This window comes from Mesorhizobium sp. WSM4828, from assembly GCF_055811175.1.
Genome location: NZ_JBVVQK010000001.1, coordinates 469,295 through 487,217, shown reverse-complemented (window position 1 = coordinate 487,217; position 17,923 = coordinate 469,295). Strand labels below are relative to the sequence as shown.

The 17,923-nt window shown below is 63.3% G+C and carries 15 protein-coding genes; 3 read left to right on the top strand and 12 right to left on the bottom strand.

Going from position 1 to position 17,923, the window contains the following annotated elements; translation table 11 throughout:
• The first annotated feature begins 3 nt into the window (after positions 1 to 3).
• Genes AC0L2X_RS02430 through AC0L2X_RS02420 form a run of 3 tightly spaced genes read left to right on the top strand, consistent with a single transcriptional unit; the run spans position 4 to position 3,747 of the window.
• A complete protein-coding gene (locus tag AC0L2X_RS02430) occupies positions 4 to 300 on the top strand; it encodes a sarcosine oxidase subunit delta (RefSeq protein ID WP_473553523.1) in 297 nt (98 codons plus the stop codon).
• Positions 297 to 3,251: a sarcosine oxidase subunit alpha family protein gene (locus AC0L2X_RS02425; RefSeq protein ID WP_473553521.1), complete on the top strand. Its 2,955-nt coding sequence runs from the start codon at positions 297 to 299 to the stop codon at positions 3,249 to 3,251. The genes AC0L2X_RS02430 and AC0L2X_RS02425 overlap by 4 nt, the downstream gene beginning before the upstream one ends.
• Positions 3,244 to 3,747, top strand: coding sequence for a sarcosine oxidase subunit gamma (locus tag AC0L2X_RS02420; RefSeq protein WP_473553519.1), 504 nt, complete (start codon positions 3,244 to 3,246; stop codon positions 3,745 to 3,747). Before AC0L2X_RS02425 ends, AC0L2X_RS02420 begins: the two co-directional genes overlap by 8 nt.
• A gap of 65 nt (positions 3,748 to 3,812) precedes the next feature.
• Here AC0L2X_RS02420 and AC0L2X_RS02415 read toward each other — a convergent pair whose 3' ends face one another.
• From AC0L2X_RS02415 to AC0L2X_RS02360, 12 genes are all read right to left on the bottom strand, one after another.
• A complete protein-coding gene (locus AC0L2X_RS02415; protein ID WP_473553517.1) occupies positions 3,813 to 4,277 on the bottom strand; it encodes a cupin domain-containing protein in 465 nt (154 codons plus the stop codon).
• A gap of 170 nt (positions 4,278 to 4,447) precedes the next feature.
• Positions 4,448 to 5,323 carry an aldose 1-epimerase gene (locus AC0L2X_RS02410; RefSeq protein WP_473553515.1) on the bottom strand — a complete coding sequence of 292 codons (876 nt, stop codon included), beginning with the start codon at positions 5,321 to 5,323 and terminating at the stop codon, positions 4,448 to 4,450.
• Positions 5,324 to 5,327: 4 nt separating this feature from the next.
• Entirely contained in the window at positions 5,328 to 6,128 is an 801-nt protein-coding gene (locus tag AC0L2X_RS02405) for a FadR/GntR family transcriptional regulator (protein ID WP_473553513.1), read from the bottom strand.
• A 2-nt stretch (positions 6,129 to 6,130) separates the two neighbouring features.
• Positions 6,131 to 7,075: an ABC transporter permease gene (locus AC0L2X_RS02400; RefSeq protein WP_473553511.1), complete on the bottom strand. Its 945-nt coding sequence runs from the start codon at positions 7,073 to 7,075 to the stop codon at positions 6,131 to 6,133.
• Positions 7,076 to 7,128: 53 nt separating this feature from the next.
• Positions 7,129 to 8,649 carry a sugar ABC transporter ATP-binding protein gene (locus AC0L2X_RS02395; protein ID WP_473553509.1) on the bottom strand — a complete coding sequence of 507 codons (1,521 nt, stop codon included), beginning with the start codon at positions 8,647 to 8,649 and terminating at the stop codon, positions 7,129 to 7,131.
• A 97-nt stretch (positions 8,650 to 8,746) separates the two neighbouring features.
• Positions 8,747 to 9,730, bottom strand: coding sequence for a substrate-binding domain-containing protein (locus tag AC0L2X_RS02390; protein WP_473553507.1), 984 nt, complete (start codon positions 9,728 to 9,730; stop codon positions 8,747 to 8,749).
• Between the two features lie 30 nt (positions 9,731 to 9,760).
• On the bottom strand, positions 9,761 to 10,537 hold the full coding sequence (locus tag AC0L2X_RS02385) for an SDR family oxidoreductase (RefSeq protein ID WP_473553506.1): 777 nt from the start codon (positions 10,535 to 10,537) through the stop codon (positions 9,761 to 9,763).
• 5 nt (positions 10,538 to 10,542) lie between these two features.
• Positions 10,543 to 11,673 carry a galactonate dehydratase gene (gene dgoD, locus AC0L2X_RS02380; RefSeq protein ID WP_473553505.1) on the bottom strand — a complete coding sequence of 377 codons (1,131 nt, stop codon included), beginning with the start codon at positions 11,671 to 11,673 and terminating at the stop codon, positions 10,543 to 10,545.
• Positions 11,674 to 11,922: 249 nt separating this feature from the next.
• Entirely contained in the window at positions 11,923 to 13,428 is a 1,506-nt protein-coding gene (locus AC0L2X_RS02375; protein ID WP_473599242.1) for an aldehyde dehydrogenase family protein, read from the bottom strand.
• Positions 13,425 to 13,664: a (2Fe-2S)-binding protein gene (locus AC0L2X_RS02370; RefSeq protein ID WP_473553502.1), complete on the bottom strand. Its 240-nt coding sequence runs from the start codon at positions 13,662 to 13,664 to the stop codon at positions 13,425 to 13,427. Before AC0L2X_RS02370 ends, AC0L2X_RS02375 begins: the two co-directional genes overlap by 4 nt.
• Before the next feature lie 246 nt (positions 13,665 to 13,910).
• Complete coding sequence (locus tag AC0L2X_RS02365) at positions 13,911 to 17,060, bottom strand: molybdopterin cofactor-binding domain-containing protein (RefSeq protein WP_473553500.1); 3,150 nt, start codon at positions 17,058 to 17,060, stop codon at positions 13,911 to 13,913.
• Positions 17,057 to 17,923 carry an aromatic ring-hydroxylating dioxygenase subunit alpha gene (locus AC0L2X_RS02360; RefSeq protein WP_352489761.1) on the bottom strand — a complete coding sequence of 289 codons (867 nt, stop codon included), beginning with the start codon at positions 17,921 to 17,923 and terminating at the stop codon, positions 17,057 to 17,059. The genes AC0L2X_RS02365 and AC0L2X_RS02360 overlap by 4 nt, the downstream gene beginning before the upstream one ends.

The following is a 17,923-nucleotide window of genomic DNA, read 5'->3' as shown; positions in this document are numbered from 1 at the left end:
AAAATGCTGCTTATCGAATGCCCCTGCTGCGGCCCGCGCGACCATGACGAGTTCCGCTATGGCGGCGATGCCTCGGTCACGCGTCCGGCCCATGCCGACCCCGATCCGGAGGCCTGGTACCGTTATGTCTATGTCAGGAAAAACCCGGCCGGCCCGCACCGTGAATACTGGCAGCACGTGACCGGTTGCCGGCAATGGCTGGTGGTCGAACGCGACACACGCAACCACGTCATCGCAGCCGTCGACTTCGCCAGAAAATTGCCGGCCAGGAGATCAACTCTCAGGAAATCACCGGCATGAGTGCGAACCGCAAACGGCTGTCGGTGGGTGGCCGCATCGTCCGCGAGCAGCCGGTCGAGTTTACCTTCGACGGCCGCAAGCTGGCTGGATATCGCGGCGACACGCTTGCCTCCGCGCTGCTCGCCAATGGCGTCACGCTGGTCGGTCGCAGCTTCAAATATCATCGCCCGCGCGGCATTTTTTCCGCCGGGCCCGAAGAGCCGAATGCGCTGGTTACGCTCGGGAGCGCCGGCAGGCGCGAGCCGAACCTGCCGGCGACGACGCTGGAACTCGCCGACGGGATGGTCGCGGAGAGTCAGAACCGCTGGCCGTCGCTTGCCTTCGACGTGCAAAGCGTCAACGGGCTGTTGGCACCGTTTCTGTCCGCCGGCTTCTACTACAAGACCTTCATGGGCCCGACGCGCCGCGCCTGGATGTTCTACGAGCACTTTATCCGCAAGGCGGCCGGTCTGGGCAGGGCCGGCACCGGCCCGGATCCCGACCACTACGAGGTCCGTCATGCCTTCGCCGATGTCGCCATCGTCGGCGGCGGCCCGGTGGGACTGTCGGCGGCGCGGGCAGCCGCCGCGGCCGGCGCGCGGGTCGCGCTGATCGAGCAGGATTTCCTGCTTGGCGGCCAGCTTCTGGCGGAACCGTCCGACAGCGCAGCGGCCGCATGGCTGAGGCAGGCCGAGGCCGAGTTGGAGGGCTTCGAAACCGTCGCGCTGATGAAGCGGACGACCGCTTTCGGCAGCTATGACGGCAATGTCCTTGGACTGGTCGAACAGCGCGATCCAACCGATCCGCAGCCGAATGGCCAGACACGGCAAACGGTCACCATGCTGCGCGCCCGCTCGATCGTTTTTGCCACCGGCGCCATCGAGCGGCCGATGGTGTTCTCGAACAATGACCGGCCCGGCGTCATGCTTGCCTCGGCCGCCCGGACCTACCTCAACCGTTTCGCCGTCCTGCCGGGCAAGAAAATCATTGTCGCCACCACCAATGACGGTGCCTGGCGCACCGCCTTCGACTATGCCGCAGCCGGCGCGGAGGTGACGGTTGCCGATCTGCGCCCCGTCCCGCCCGCAGCACTTGCCGCAGAAGCCGCACGGCTCGGCGTGGTGGTGCGGGCCGCAACGCGCATCGTCGACCTGCACGGCGGCCATGCCGTCAGGCACGTAACGCTCAACGGGCCGGAGGGCCAGTCCTCGGCCGCCTGCGACCTGGTCTGCATCTCCGGCGGCTGGTCGCCAACCGTGCATCTCACCTCACACCTCGGTGTCAAACCTGTCTATCGCGACGACATCGGCGGCTTCGTGCCGGGCGCTTTTCCGGCCGGCCGGTTCGGCGCCGGCGCAATGCTGGGGGCCTATGCAACTGCCGAAGCCATCGAGGACGGTCATCGTGCTGGCATCGACGCGGCAGTCTCCTGCGGCAAGTCGGCGCCGGCGCCCACTCCATCGAAACTAGATCTCGGCGAGACCGCCGCGGCCCCGCATTACGAGGTCCTGCCCGCTGGACGCGGAAAAGCCTTTGTCGATTTCCAGATGGATGTGACGACAAAAGACATCGAGCTCGCCCATCGCGAGGGCTATGAATCGGTCGAGCACCTGAAACGCTACACCACGCTCGGCATGGGCACCGACCAGGGCAAGACCAGCAATTTTCCCGCACTTGCCGCCATGGCAGCGCTGCGCAACGCAACGATCCCCGAGACCGGCACCACGACCTTCCGCCCGCCTTATACGCCGGTTGCCATCGGGGCGCTTGCCGGGCGCGCCATCGGCCATCATTTCAAGCCGATCCGCCGCACGCCGATGCACGACTGGCACATGGCGAACGGCGCCGAGATGCTCGAGGTCGGGCTCTGGATGCGGCCCTATTTCTACCGGCAGTCGGGGCGCGACGTGAACGAGGCCTATGTCGCCGAAATGCGTACCGTACGTCAGGCGGCGGGCCTTATGGACATTTCCACCCTTGGCAAGATTGATGTCCAGGGCCCGGATGCGGCAATCTTCCTCGACCGCGTCTACGCCAACGGCTTTGCCAAACTGGCGGTAGGCCGCGCCCGCTACGGCGTCATGCTGCGTGACGACGGCATCGTCTTCGACGACGGCACCACGACGCGGCTGGCGGAAAACCGGTTCTTCATGACCACTTCGACGGCCAAGGCTGCCGACGTGCTGTCGCGTCTCGAATTCCTGCTCGACACGGCCTGGCCGGATTTGCGTGTGGCCGTCACCTCGGTCAGCGATGAATGGGCGGCAATGTCGGTTGCCGGGCCAGCCAGCCGCGCAATCCTCAGCGCTGCTTTTCCTGGTCTCGACGTCTCCGACGCGGCGCTTCCGCATATGGGGCTACTCGAAAGCGAGTGGGAGGGCCGTGGGCTCCGCATCCTGCGTCTCAGTTATTCCGGCGAGCGTGCTTACGAAGTCTATGTCGGCGCCACTGCGGGTGAACAGCTCTGGAGCCGCTTGCTCGAAGCCGGCAGACCCTTCGACCTGAAGCCTTACGGCGTTGAGGCGCTTGGCGCGCTACGCGTCGAAAAGGGCCATGTCGCCGGACCGGAGATCGATGGGCGCACGACGCTCGACGATCTCGGCCTCGGCCGCATGGCCGGCAAGCGCAGCGGCTTCGTCGGCGACATCCTGCGACGGCGCCCTGCCCTCCAGGCGCCCAACCGGCAGCGCCTGATCGGACTGGAATGCATCGAGGACGGAAAACGCCTGCGCGGCGGCGCCATCCTGTTCCTGCCGGATGAGAAACCCTATGGCCATGGGCGCGGTCGCGTCACCTCCGTCACTTTCAGCCCCGAACGCGGCCATTATGTCGGTCTGGCACTCCTTGCCGGGGATGTTGCGTCAGAAGGAAGCGAGGTCGTGGCGGTCTATCCGATGAAGGCCGAAACGGTTCGCGCCCGCATTGTCTCGCCGGTATTCGTCGATCCGCAGGGAGAACGGCTGCATGGCTAGCTTGACCTCTTCTCGGGATTTCAGCCTGTCCGTGGCAGATTGTCCGCTTATCCAGGTCGAGGGCTGGGACGGGACACTGAGACAATTCGAAAAGAGCGTCTCGGCGTCGCTCGGCAAGAAACTTCCCGCTTCGGTCGGAGAGACGGTTCGCCACAAGGGGCTTCTAATAATCCGCGTTGCACCTCGCCGCCTTTGGCTGGCTCTCGACGAAGGCACAGAAGTGCCAGCCCTCGTCGTCGACCCCGATCTCGGCTGTTCCGTTCCCCTTGGGGAAGGCCGTGCTCGTTTGAAAATGGCCGGCCCTGGTATCGCAAGGCTTCTGTCCGGCTGCATTGCCGTCGACTGGCACGCGCCGACCGCCGCTCCGGGCCGCGCCGTGCAAACATCCTTCCACCACGTGCCCGTGCTCTTCCTGCGCACCGGTGAGACCGCTTGCGAACTCATCGCGCCGCGAAGTTTTGCCCGCAGCCTCTTGGATTGGATTGCCGTCGGCTAGCCAATACCGGTTCCTCGGGCAAGGGCCGGCTTTAGCGGCGATCCAAGCCGCCATCACGAAGCCTTCTACTCTCTTGCCGGCCAGTCTTGCAGAAGCGTAATCCCATACTTCGGCGCGGCTGCTTTGAGCCGCTCGATATCGGCAGGCGTCGGCGGCTCGACCACCTCTCCCTTGCCGAGTTCATGGCCACCTTCGGCGAGAAACTGCTCAAACACACTTGGCGTGTCTATCAGGATATAGCGAACGAGCTGATTGCCGGGATTCATAAGCTGGTGCGGGATGCCACGCTTCAAAAACATGCTCTCGCCGGGCGAGAGCGTTCGGACCACACCGTCCACAATTGCGGTCAACTGCCCTTCGATGACGTAGACCGTCTCGTCGTCATTCGCATGAACATGGATTGGCGTTTTCGTGTGCCCGTCGCTTCTGTTTTCGAAGAGACTCAACAAGCCTCCCGTCTGTTCGCCGGAGACCAGTCGCCTCATGACGATGCCTGCGAGCACGAATTCTTTTGGTTCAACATCCGTCATTGATCCAATCCTGCCAAGCACATTTTTGGGGGCCGTCAAGCAGACGAACTGCGCCGCGACATCCGGCAAACGTCGAACGGGCTCACGGGTTCCCGGTCGCCGGAGTTCCCTCTTCCCAAGCTCCGTTTGGACAAAAGGTCCGCCAATTCGATGGCGCCGCAGAGATCCGCCTAACTGACGGCGAAGCTGCAACGGGCTGCCAGGGCCTCGCCGGGCCCAAGCACCGACAGTCCATTCCATTTGTCGATCGAACCACGATTGTGAGCATCGACAGCATGACTGACCGGTTCAAAACAGAAGAAGTCGCTCTCGTCCGATGGCGAATAGACCAGGTAGAAATTCAAGGGCGATGAAGCTTCAATCCGCAGGCTGCAACTATGCTCCGGCCACGATATGGTGGCGACGCCGTTCCAACCAGCAAACAGATTGTTTATCCATCCACTCGGCAATACGGCCGGGGCGCCGAAATCCCAATGGGGACGGGTTTTGATATCCACAAACCGTTCGGGGAGATGGTTGGGCAGTTCGAGACAAACCTGCGAGGCCGGCGCATGAAGCGCGGTCCGTGCCGTTCTCGGGAACCATGGATGGATGCCAAGCCCGAACGGCAACCTGATCGATGCCCGATTGACGACGCGAAGCTTCAGCTCGAGCCCCTGTCCGGTCAGCGTGTAGCGCACCTCGGCGCGATATCGGTATGGGCCGGGTCCATTGCTGATGAGGGACAGCTTTGCGTTGTCCTGCGCTACGCTGTCGACGTCCCACTCGCTCGAAAATCCATTGCCGTGAATGGGAAATGGCTCGCCTGCAACATTGGCAGGCAGTTCGTGGAATTTGGAGTCGAATGTGAACCCGGCGCCCGAGATGCGATTTGACCACGGCAAAAGCAGGTTGCAGGCAAGGTCGAACGGGTTGCTGCTCCCGCCATCCGGCCACGGCCGGAAGAGCGGCACGCGCCCATAGTCCAGTCTCGCAAGACCTGCCCCAAGCGACGGGACGATTTCAGCGGACAGGTCTCCGCTTCTGATCTTGATCGTCGGGGCCATCAGTTCAGACGGTGTCGGCCTTGGCAGCGGCGATCGGCTGTTGATGGCGGCCTTTGCGAGCCACTGCAAGAAGGTCGTTCGACGCGATGCCGATGAGCGCCTTCATCTGATCGTGAGCGTCGTCGGCCCTGCGCATCCTGATTGCCTCCAGCACGTCGCCATGCGCGCTCAGCGTCTGCTGGTAATTAGCGGTGGCCGATGTGGTCAGGCGGAAGGAGAAGCTGAGGGCGGCCGCAAGCATATTGCCGAGATTGGCGAATACCGGGTTGCGGCTGGCACGAAGGATGGCGGTATGAAACCTGACATCGGCATCGAGACACGCAGCGAGATCGTCCTGCGGAGCAATGCGCATGGCTTCATACGCCGCTTCGATGACTGCGAGATCGCCTGACGTCGCCATCTTGGCCGCAAGTTGGGCGGCAGCGGGTTCAATGACCAGCCGCGCCTCGATCAATCCACGGACGAAATCGAGGTCAGGCTCGATATCGCGCATCCATTCCAGAACCTGTGCATCCAGCCTGTTCCATTCGCTCGACACGCGCACACGCGTCCCGGCCCGCTTGCGTGCCTCGATCAATCCTTTCGCCGAAAGCGTCAGAAGAGCATCGCGAAGCGCGGTGCGGCTCGCCCCGTAGATAACGCAAAGTTCGGCTTCCGTCGGCAGGACGGAGTGCTGGGCGTAGGAGCCGGCGAGGATGCGCTGTCCGAGATCGCGTGCGATGCGGTCCTTGAGCGATGACGTGGTGCCATCTGCGGCAGGAATGTCCTGCTTGCCTTGGCCAGTCGAAACGATCGCCGCGTCCATCGTCATGTCCTGTTCAAGTGGTACTCGGCAATTACCACAGCAAGTATCAGCAGCGAGCCCTTGGCAAGCAGCTGATAGAAGGTTGGCACGGAGGTCAGTATCATTCCGTTGTTGAGGACGCCAATGATGGCGACGCCCAGCAGTGCGCCGACGATCGTGCCCTTGCCGCCCTGCAAGGCGCAGCCACCCAGAACGGCCGCTGTGATGGCCTCGAGTTCCAGGCCTTGGGATCCGGATACGGGCTGCCCGGAGCCGGTACGGGCAGCCAACAGAATCCCGGCCAATCCGGCCGCCACTCCACTCATGATGTAGATGCCGACGCGGTAGCGGTTGATGTTGATGCCGGAGAAGCGTGCGACAACGGGATTGCCGCCCAGGGCATAGATGTTGCGGCCAACGATCGAGCGGGCAAGAAAGAGATGGAACACGATGGCGGTCAGCAAAAGAATCCAGATCAGCAGAGGCAGGCCGAGGATTCGTCCGATCCCGATGAAGCGGAAAGTCTCGCTGAAAATCGCGATCGATTGCCCATCGGACATGATGAAAGCGATGCCGCGGAAGATCGCCATCGTACCGAGAGTCGCGATGACAGCGTTGACCCGCCCATAGGTGATGATGATGCCGTTCACGAGGCCGGCAAGACCGCCCAGGACCAGGCCGGCAAGAATGCCCGCGGTGGGTGATCCGGTGGCCTGGATGGCCATTGCCGTCGATACCGTGGTCAGACCGACAATTGCGCCGACAGCAATATCAAGCCCGCCGGCGACGATGACCACGGTCTGGCTCATCGCCAGGACGCCCAGGATGGTGATGCCCAGACCGATGTTCAGCAGGTTTCGGCTCGAGAAGAACACGTCGCCTCTCAGAGTGCCGAAAATGAGCACGAGAATGACGAGAGCAACAAGAAGACTTATGTTGTGAATGCCGATGCGCTCTGCGATGCGCAACGAAGCGCGCCTTTTTCCGGTTTGTGTTGTTGCTGTCCTGAGCTCAAGGCTGTTCACTGAATTTGTCCTCCGAGCGATGCTACAGATTGCGGCATGGCGTATTTCAGGATCGTGGTCTCGTCGATGTCAGGGCGGGAAAGTTCGGCCGTGATCCGACCTCCAGCCATGACAAGCACCCTGTCGGCGAGCCCGATCAGTTCCGGCATTTCCGAGGAAATCAGGATTATGCCGATGCCGCTGGCGGCGAGTTCATCGATCAGGCGATAGATTTCCGCCTTGGCGCCGATGTCGATGCCGCGGGTCGGCTCGTCGAGGATGAGAAGCATCGGCTGCCGCGCAAGCCAGCGCGCGAGAACGACCTTCTGTTGATTGCCACCCGACAGTTTGGAAACCTGTTCGTCGAGGTCGGGCGCCTTGATCGACATCTTTGCTGCAAGTGGTGAGACGATCTCCAGTGCCTTGCGCCGGTTGAAGAAGCCGAAGGTCGACGTTCTGTCGGGCACGCAAAGCGAGGCGTTATCAAGAATGCTTCGGAACAACAGCAGCGCCTCGTGCTTGCGGTCTTCCGGGGCAAAGCCGATGCCCGCCACGATCGCTGCATGCGGACTGTTAGGGCCAACGGGCACCCCATTCATCGTTATGCTTCCGTCGAGACGCCTGTCATAGCCGACAATCGCCTTTGCCAACTCGGATCGACCCGCACCCATAAGGCCGGCAATGCCGAGGACCTCGCCATGGCGGACCTTGAGGCTCACATCGGTGACGTGGTCAGTGGTCAGGCCCGTCACCTCCAGCAACGGTTGCCCCGATTGCCACGTCTCGCGCGTAAACAGATCGGCAATGTCGCGGCCGACCATGAGCTTGGCTATGGTCTGCTCGCTGGCACCGGCCGCGGGGGAATCATCGACCAGCCGGCCGTCCCGCAAAACGACAATGCGATCCGCAAGGTCGATGACCTCGTTCAGCCTGTGAGAGATGTAGACGATCGAAGTGCCCTCTTCGCGCAGCCGGCGAATTACTGAAAACAGACGGCGCGCTTCGTCGTCGGTCAGCGACGAGGTTGGCTCATCAAATGCGATCAGCCGGCCGCCGGCACGTATGGCGCGCATGATTTCGATCATCTGGCGCTGTGCCGGACCGAGTGTGCTGCAGAGTTGACGCGGCCGCATATCCTGCTGCATGCCGAAGGTCGCAAGCACCCGATCGGTCTGCTCCTCGAGCCTGTGCCAGTCGAGCAGGACGCCTGCCAGCCGCGGCAGTTCGCCGACGAAAATGTTCTCGGCCACGGTCAGGTTCGGAACGATCTCCGGCTCCTGATGGATGACGCGTATTCCGGCTCTGTGGCTGTCGCGCGGTTCGCCGAAAACGATCGGCGTGGCGCCATGCAGCACGGTGCCGGTGTCCGGTGCGAACACGCCCTCGAGAATTCGCATCATTGTCGATTTGCCGGCGCCATTCTCGCCAACCAGGGCAAGCACCTCTCCTGGCCGAAAGGTAATCGAGACATTGTCGAGCGCCTGCACGACGCCGAAGCGCTTCGAAATCCTATCGAGCGAGAAGAAATCCGATTGCATCAAAAGCTCCCTCCCGAGGATCGATCCCGTGTGCCTGCCGACGAACTGCCGGCCCAAAGAGCGTCATGCGCCCTGCTGCGCATGACGCATATCTGGTTCAGTGGCAGAGCTTGGCTTTGTAGTCCGACGCAAAATTGTCGGCGGTGATGTATTCCGGGTCAGTGAAGGACTGAACGGGAAGCTTCGTTCCGTCCTTGATGGATGCCAAGAGAATCTTCACCGCCAGCGCGCCATGATTTTCCGAATTGAGCCACATCGTACCACGGAACGCCGATGGCTTTCCCGATCCGAAGGCGTCGCAGGCGCGGCTCCCGTCGATGCCGATCCCCATGCCCTGGTCTGCGGAATAGCCGGCATTCTCCAGTGCTCGCGCACCACCCAGCACGCCATCATCGTTGCATGAATAGAATATCCAGTTCGTGACGCTGGGATTGGCCGTCAATGTGGTGGTCATCACATCGATGGCGTTGACCATCGTATTGTCGTAGGGGACGCGAACGATGTTGCCCGGCTTGAAATCGGGCACCGCCTTCAGGAACGCTTCTTCCGCGCCCTTGTTGCGCTGCATGCAGGTATCGGCCTTGCGGTCCTCGATCGAGGCGATGCGCACCTCTTTGCCGGCCCAGTCTTCAGCCTTGTAGAGCTTGGCAAGCTCTTCGCCCACCCGCGCACCGATGTTGTAGGCATTCATGCCGACATAGGGGACCTGGGTGCCATCCTGGTAGTAGATATCGTCGTCCACCGCCACCAAGGGAATTTTTGCGGCCCTTGCTTTCTCCGCGATGACCGGTCCCAGCGCCTTGTCGGGGACAACGATGGCGATGCCTTTCACGCCATCGCCGACCATCGTATCGAAGGTCGTGATCGTCAAATTGGCGTCAAACTGAACGTCCTGTGACACGAATGCAGCCCCTGCCGCCTCAGCCGCTTTCTTGGCGCCTCCGACTTCGGCGACGAACCATGGGTGGTCTCCCATCTTGTTGATGTAGCCGATCTTGATGTCGTCTGCGCTTGCTGCGCCACTCATCAGTCCGGCAGCCAGTACCGCAAATGTCGCCAAAGCCTTTGTTGTGGTTTTCATGAAGATCCTCCCTGAGCTCAATGGTGGTTGCTAGTCGTGGTAGAGAACCGAGCGCCCACCATCGATGGTGATCGTCTCGGCATTTATGAACGGCGCTTCGTCCGAGGCGAGGAAAACCGCCGTCATTGCAACCTCGTCCGGCCGGCCAATACGCTTAGGCGGATGGAGGTCGTAGGCTCGCCGCTTCTCCTCGGCGGGGTTCGGGAATGTGTTCCAGTAGGCTTCCGCGATCGGCGTCTCGATATAGCCGGGTGCTATCGCGTTCACCCGGATGCCACGCGCGGCATATTCGATGGCGAGCGAACGGGTCAGGCCCAGAAGCGCATGCTTGGCGACCGGGTATGGAAATGTATGGGGAATGATCTGGAACGCGTGACAGCTCGCTATGTTGACGATAGAGCCTGAGCCGTTCGCCAGCATCGTCGGCAAAACCGCCTTGGCGCAGAACCACGCGGCCTGGAGGTCGAGCTTGAGGCAGCGCTCCCATTCCTCATCCGGCATCGCCAGCGGTTCGTAAAAGACGTTGGCGCCGGCATTGTTGACCAGAATGTCGACGCCGCCATAGGCCGTGATCGTCCGGGAGACCATGTCCGCGACCGCGGATGCGTCGGTGACGTCCGTCTCGATGAACAGGGCGTCCGCGCCCTGGGCACGCAATTCGTCGGCGACCGCTTTCCCGCTTGCCGCATTCAGTTCAGCAATGACGGTCTTTGCCCCATGTGTTGCAAAGGCGCGGGCGGTGGCGGCACCGATGCCTTGGCCGGCGCCCGTGATGATTGCGATCTTTCCTTGCAGCCGACCTGCCATTGCATTCACCAGTCCACCACGGTGCCGTCCGGCATGACGGCGTTGCGGGCATGCAGCACTTCCTGCTTGAAGGGGTGGCGCGCGATCACGTCCTCATTGACGGTGACGCCAAGGCCCGGCAGTTCGGGCAGATCCCAGCGGCCTGGGTTACGCTGAATTGGCCAGGTGACGACGTCGTCGTACCAGGCGACGGCACCGGACATCTCCTCCTGAATGACAACGTTTGGCGTCGATATGCCAAAATGAAGAGCAGCCACACCGGCGATCGGACCGAGCGGGTTGTGCGGCGCAAGGCCGATGCCTGCGGTTTCCGCCATGGCCGCGATCTTCTTTGTCTCGAGCAGACCGCCAGTGTGGCAAATATCAGGCTGGGCAATGTTGAAGGCGCGGGCTGCGATCGAGTGCGTAAATTCGCGGCGCCCGATCAGCCGTTCGCCGGACGCGATCGGCACGGCCGATCGCGCCGTGATATGCGCCAGTCCGGCAACATCTTCGGGTGGAACGGGCTCTTCCGCGAACATGATGCGGGCCGGTTCGATTGCCTTGAGGTAATCCATCGCAGCGTTAACCGATGCAGGGCGTCCGTGGAAATCGACCATGATGTCGATATCCGGGCCCACCGCCTCGCGAAGCGAGCCAACCATATTGGCAACGGAGTCGACTGCCTTGGCGGGCGATACGTAGTGGGTGTAGGGAATGCAGACGACCTTGACCGCGTCGTAGCCTGCTTGCGTCACGATGCGTCCGCGTTCCACGATGGCATCCGCGGATCCGGTCTCATAGACCGCCTTCATGTCCCCGAGGCCGAGATGCGTATAGGTGCGCAGATAGTCGCGGACCCGACCGCCCAAAAGGCGCCAGACGGGGACGCCCAATGACTTGCCCAGGATGTCCCAGAGCGCGATCTCGATGCCGCTGACGGCGGACATTCCCTCGACGCCGAGGCGCCAAAAGCCGTGGCGCGTAAGTATCTGGTAGCACTGCTCCACATTGCGCGGATCTTGCCCGATGAGCAGGGCCTCAAGGTCCTGAAGCGCCCCAACGACGGCTCGGGTCTTCCATTCCAGCGTAGCCTCACCCCAGCCAAACAAGCCGGGCTCGTCGGTTTCGACGCGAACGAAAACCCAGTTGCGCATTTCCGCATTGCAGACGCGCGCCTTGATGGCCGTGATTTTCATTGGTCCTCCCAGACCTGCCGTCTTTTTTCGAAGCAATATGTATGATTTATTATGAATAATATGGACGAGTCAAGCGCAACGTCGATGTGGACCAGCGCCGTCAAGGAACTGGTCCTTAGGAGGGTCCTGGCAATTTTCGATCAATCCTTGTGCGCGGATGGAAAGGCTGTCAGCCGCCGATCCGCGAACATCGCGGCGAAGGCGCGGCTAGATCACCGCGCAGACCGTTTTCGTCTCGAGATAGTTCTCCAGGCCCGGTGCGCCGTTCTCATAGCCCCAACCGGATTGCTTGTGGCCGCCCTTCGGCAATTCCGGCGAGAAGTAGGAATGGCAATTGATCCAGACGGTGCCCGACCGGACACGTGCGGCAAGGCGATGCGCAGTGGAAAGGTCGCGGGTCCAGACGCTTGCGGCGAGGCCGTAGGGCGAGTCGTTCGCATGGCTTACCGCCTCCGCGACATCGTCGAACGGTGTCACGGCAACCACCGGGCCGAAGATTTCCTCGCGCATCATGCGCATGTCCGGGCGGACGCCGGTGACCACGGTCGGCTCGAAGAAGTTGTCGAAGCGCCGGCCACCGGTGATGATCTCGGCGCCGCTGGAAGCACCATCGCCGACATAGGAGGCGACGCGCGCAGCCTGGGTTCCGTTGACCAGCGGACCAAGGTCGGTGTTCGGGTCAAGCCCGTGTCCGAGACGCAGCTTTCGCGCCTCTTCCGCCAGACCCTCCACCAGACGGTCGTAGATCGAGCGATGCGCATAGACACGCGAGCCGGCGACGCAGACCTGGCCGGCATTGGCGAAGATCCCCCGGGCCACTCCGGGGATTGCGAGCCCCATGTCCGCATCGGGCATGATGATGGCCGGCGACTTGCCGCCCAGTTCGAGCGTCAGCTTCTTCAGATTGCCGCGCGCTGCGGAGACGATCATCTTTCCGACTTCCGTCGAGCCGGTGAAGGCGACCTTATCGACATCGGAATCTGCAGCCAATGCTGCGCCCACAGTTTCACCGAGACCGGTCACGATATTGACGACGCCGTCCGGCAAGCCGGCTTCGATCATCAGTTCGCCGAGCCTGAGCGCGGTGAGCGACGTTTCCTCAGCCGGCTTGAGCACGATCGTACAGCCTGCGGCAAGTGCCGGGGCGAGCTTCATCGAGGCCATGAGCAGCGGCGAATTCCATGGCGTTATGGCTGCCACGACACCGATCGGCTCGCGCACCGTATAGGCGAAAATCTTGCTGCCCGCCGGTTGGTAGCTGATGGAGGTGGGGATGGTCGTGCCGAGGATTTTCGTGGCAAAACCGGCAAAATAGCGGAACTGCTCGGCCGAGGCGGGAATCTCGGCGAAGCGCGAGGTCTTCAACGGCTTTCCCTGGTCAAGCGTCTCGAGCTCTCCAAGCTCATCGGCATGGCGCTCAATCAGGTCGGCGATGCGCCATAGCAGCTTGCCGCGTGCCGACGGTGTCATGTCGCGCCAGCTCTCGCCTTCGAAAGCAGCACGCGCCGCAGCAACGGCGCGCCCGGCGTCATCGGCTGTGCCTTGCGCCAGCAGCGCGAGCGTGTCGCCATTCGCAGGATCGGTCGCGGGCAAGGTTGCGCCATCGCTGGCGTCGCACCAGCCGCCGCCGATCAGGTGCCGCATTCTGGGTTTGGCCAGGAACGCCTTGACGCCTGCATGTCTGGCTTCATCATTTCGGATGATGATCGTCATGTCCGTATCCCGCAAGCGAGCGCCTCGACCGCGGCGAGAGCACCGCGGATGATGGAATGATAGCCGGTACAGCGGCAGATATTGCCTTCGAGCGCAGCGCGGATCTGAGACACGTCTGGAGCCGGATTCTCCAGCAGCAGAGCGGTCAGCGCAACAGTGATGCCGGGTGCGCAGTAGCCGCACTGGAAGGCGTTTTCGGCCGCCAGAGCCTCGGCGCAGGACAACGGCTTCGGCAACGACGTCGAAACCTTCCGGGGTGATGATGGTGGCCCCGTCGAGCTGCCACGACATGACCAGACAGCCATTGACCGCGCGATCATCCATCAGCACGGAACAAGCGCCGCAGCGGCCGATGCCGCAAGCCATCTTGGCGGCAGTCATGCCGAAATGGTCGCGTAGCAGGTCGATCAGGCGTAACTCGGCAGGCATGGCCAGCGCCCGGCGGCAGCCGTTGAGGTTAAAGGTAATCTCGATCTCGGCACTCACGCTGCACTCCTCTGCAGGGCGTCGAGTACCCATTCAGGATCGACCGGGATGCGCTCGGGCCAAGCTCCTGTGGCATCCGCAATCGCGTTGACGATGGCTGGCGTCACGGCGCCAATGCCAAGCTCACCAACTCCGCGCGGACCGAACGGGTCGTTCTCGTCCAGATCCTCCAACGCGAAGGTCGCGAGGCTTTCCGGCGTGTCGGCAATGCCTGGCAGCATGTAGAAATCGAGGTTGCCGGCAAGATACCGGCCATCCCGCATCGCCGCGTCCTCAGTGAGGGTGAAGCCCAGCCCCTGGACGCCGCCGCCTTCGATCTGGCCAAGATAGGCGGCAGCATCGAGCATCGGTCCGGCCGCGGTGTGCTGATGGAGCTCGAGCACGCGTACCTGCCCAGTGATGCGGCTCACGGCAACGCGCGCCAGTGTCGCGCCGAAGGCGAAGATCAGACGTGCATTGCCTTCCAGATAGTCCGATTTCGGAAACTCAAAGCTGACGGCAGCAGCTGGCAGCCGGTCCGGAGGCAACGCCTTGGCAAGCTCGGCGAAACTCATGAGCCGTGAGCCGCTGTTGGAATGTCGCTCGACGATGCCGCCGGGCGCCAGCGCCAGCGTCCCGGCTTCGCGGCAAAGCAACTGGCCCGCTGCGGCCAGCAGGTCGCGCGTAAAAGGTGGTGCGGCGACTGCCGCGACCCGCCAGGCCACGTGAGTGCCGCGCGAGGCGGTAGAGGAACCGGATTCGGGCGTCGCCGCCGTATCGCCGGTGACCGGCCGGACATCGTCGCGGCCGCAGCCGAGCGCTCCGGCGACCGCGGCCTTCACCGAGGTGAGCAGGCCCTGTCCCATCTCGTCCAGGCCGTAGAGAGCTTCGATCATGCCATCCGGAGCCAGGCGCAACGCGCCTCCGGCCGGGTCCGGCGGCAGCGTGCCGAGTCCGTTGCCTTGATAGTTCATCGCCATGCCGACGCCGATCGTCTCATAGCCGTCGAACGACGGGCCGCGCGCCTTGGCCCAGATCGGGTCAGCAGCGGCGGCTTGCAGCATCTCGGCCAGACGTTCGGACGGCGCGACCTGCTGGCCGAGATGGCCTCGCGTGCCAGGCTCGCGCAAATTGCGGCGCCGTATCTCGATAATCTCGATGCCGGCGGCTTCGGCCAGCCGATCCAGCTGGCACTCTACCGCAAAGGCCATCTGGTTGGCACCGAAGCCACGAAACGCGCCGCAGACGCCGTTATTGGTGTAGGCGAGCCGGCCCGAGCTGAGGATGTTGGCAACGACATATGGCCCGCAGGCGTGTTCGAGCGCTGTCTCAAGAACGCCCGGGCCGAGCGACGCATACGCGCCGGCATCCGCGATCACATCCACCTGCTGGGCGAGCAGCCGACCCTCGGCGTCGCAGGCGGTGCGCATATGGATGCGCATCGCATTGCGCTTGGTACCCGCGATGACGGATTCCGCCCGGCCGAGATGCAGCCGCACGGCGCGTCCGGTCTTTAGTGCCAGCAGGGCCAGGGCCGGCTGCACGGTCAGCTCGTCCTTGCCGCCGAAAGCGCCGCCAGTCGGGCTGGTGACCACCCGTATCTGCTCTTGCGGCATGCCGAGGATGCGCGAGAGCTGCATGCGGTCGCGGCGGCCATGCTGCCCACCGGCAAAGACGTTCAGGGTGCCATCCGTACCTACGAAAGCGTAGCCGCCCTCCGTCTCCATAAAGCCGTGCATCTGGCTCGGCGTTTCGTAGACAGCCTCGACGATATGAGCCGCCTTGGCAAAAGCCGCGGCGGCATCGCCACGTATGAACTCGAAGCTGCACTGCAGATTGCCTGAGACGTGGACCGGCTCGGCTCCAGCGGCGAGTGCCTGTTGGGGATCGCTCACAATTGGCAGCGGCTCGTATTCGACCCTGATGAGAGCAAGCGCGCGTTCGGCCGTCTTCGTGTCAACAGCGGCAACGGCAGCAACAGCGTCGCCGATATAGCGCACCTTGTCGAAGCACAGTGCAGGCTGATCCTGCACGACAATGCCGTAGGCATTGCTGCCGGCGATGTCGCGGTGCGTTACAACCGCCGCGACGCCGGGCAGCGCCTCGGCCGCGCTCGTATCGATGGAAACGATCCTTGCATGGGGAACGCCGGCACGCCGAATGCGCCCGACCAGCATGCCGGGCTCGCGATGGTCGGTCAGGTATTCGAGCCTGCCTGCGATTTTCGGCGCACCGTCCGGCCGCTGGTACCAGCGTGCACCGGTCTCCGATCGGGACACGAGAATTTCGGCAGGTGGGTCTCCGGACGGTACGGTCCGCCGGCGCGGCGAATGTGCTCCTTGGGACAACTTTCCGCCGAGCCCGAAGACCAGCGCATTCGCCACGACACTGCGCCGATAGCGGTCGGACCGCCATGCATCATCGATCGCCGGCGCCTCTTCGAGAATTGCGGCGTGCAGCTCGGCCCAATCGATCTCCCGCAGGTGCCGGCCGACAAGCAGCGCTTCAGCGCGGTCGAGACGGGCCGCTTGCCCGCCGCCGCTGGCCGCGAGCCGCGCGACGATGATGCGATCATGCGCCGTTTCGATCAGCCCGGCGATACCGGCCACGCTTCGGGTAAAGGCGGCGCGCAGGCCGACTTTGCGATGGGTCCAGCGAGCGGCAGTTGGTTGCGGTCGAACAATCACCGCCTTGATGAGGCCCGCGGACGGCGCGGCGGCCAGCCATTGCGCGAGCGACACGACGGCGTGCCCGGCCGGTGAGACGATCTCCAGCTGCGCGTCGGTCGCGAGCAGGGCCGGCAGAAGGCAACCCATGCGCCCGGCGACGTTGCCGCCCAGAGTTCCGAGATTGCGGACGGCAGGTCCCGCCGTGGCGCGGACGGCGGCGGCGAGCAGAGGCAAATTCTCGCCTATTGCCCGGTCACGCTCCAAGGCACCCAGGGTCGTCAGTGCGCCGATGCGAAACCCATCGGCGGCCGGTTGGATGCCCTTCAGGCCGGCGATACGGCCGATGTCGATGAGGCACCGCGGCTTTGGCAGGCCCTTGGCCCAGCAGAGTTGCAGCGCCGTGCCTCCGGCGACCAGTTGCGATGCGCACTCCCCTGCCAACGACAGCGCCTCGGCAACGGAGGCCGGGCGAAGCACCTGGAGATCCGGCCCGGTCATGTGGCTACCGCGGTCGTGCCGAAACGAATGCCTTTTTCCTTCAGCCAGCGGCGATAGGCAATGGAGGAACCGTCGGCGCGTGTCGGGATTTCCATCCGCGGCTCGAGCGGAAGGCGCAGCGGCCGCTGGTTCTCCACGATGATCCGGTCTTGCAGGAAGATGACCTGTTCGAAGTTGAGCAACGCCGTCTGCGTCGAAGCGGAGTCGACAAGATACATGACCGGCTGGGCGCGGCAGAGGTCTTCCTCGATGGGCTGGATGAACAGCGCGATCGCATCGAGCCGACCGGGCGCTCCGGGGCATACACGGTAGAGCATCACAACGAATGGGCTCGGCACACGATAGGTCAGATGCACAAACGCGCCGGAGCTTTCCGTTGCGGCAATGCGCGGCTGGAAGAACGTGCAGTTGGTCGCCCAGACCTCGTCCACCTCGCGACGTATCTCGCTCAGATAGGCCGGCACTTCCGTGTGCGGCTCCGAACCGAGAATGTCGGTATGCACGAAGGGGAAATGCGCCATGTCGAGGAAATTCTCTACGACGCGCAAACCCGAAGCCCGCATCGTCACCCAGCCGCAGGGCACGTATCGGCGGTCGGGCTCCGATGCCTCGGCGATCTCGAAGATTTCCTTCCCGGGCCGGCCCAGCGTCGTCCAGACGCAGCCGTAGCGCTGCCGGACGGGCAGCGCGGGGCCGCGGTTGCCGTCGTCCAGTATCTCCCGAACCGTGATTGCACCCGTGATGTCACGGACCAGTTCGATGTCCTGGCCGAGCAGCCGCGTGCGGCTCGGCGCGCCATCTAGATCGGCGACCGTCTCCACCGCGTACCAATCGTCCAGTGCCGCCCTGTCCGTCGTCTTCAT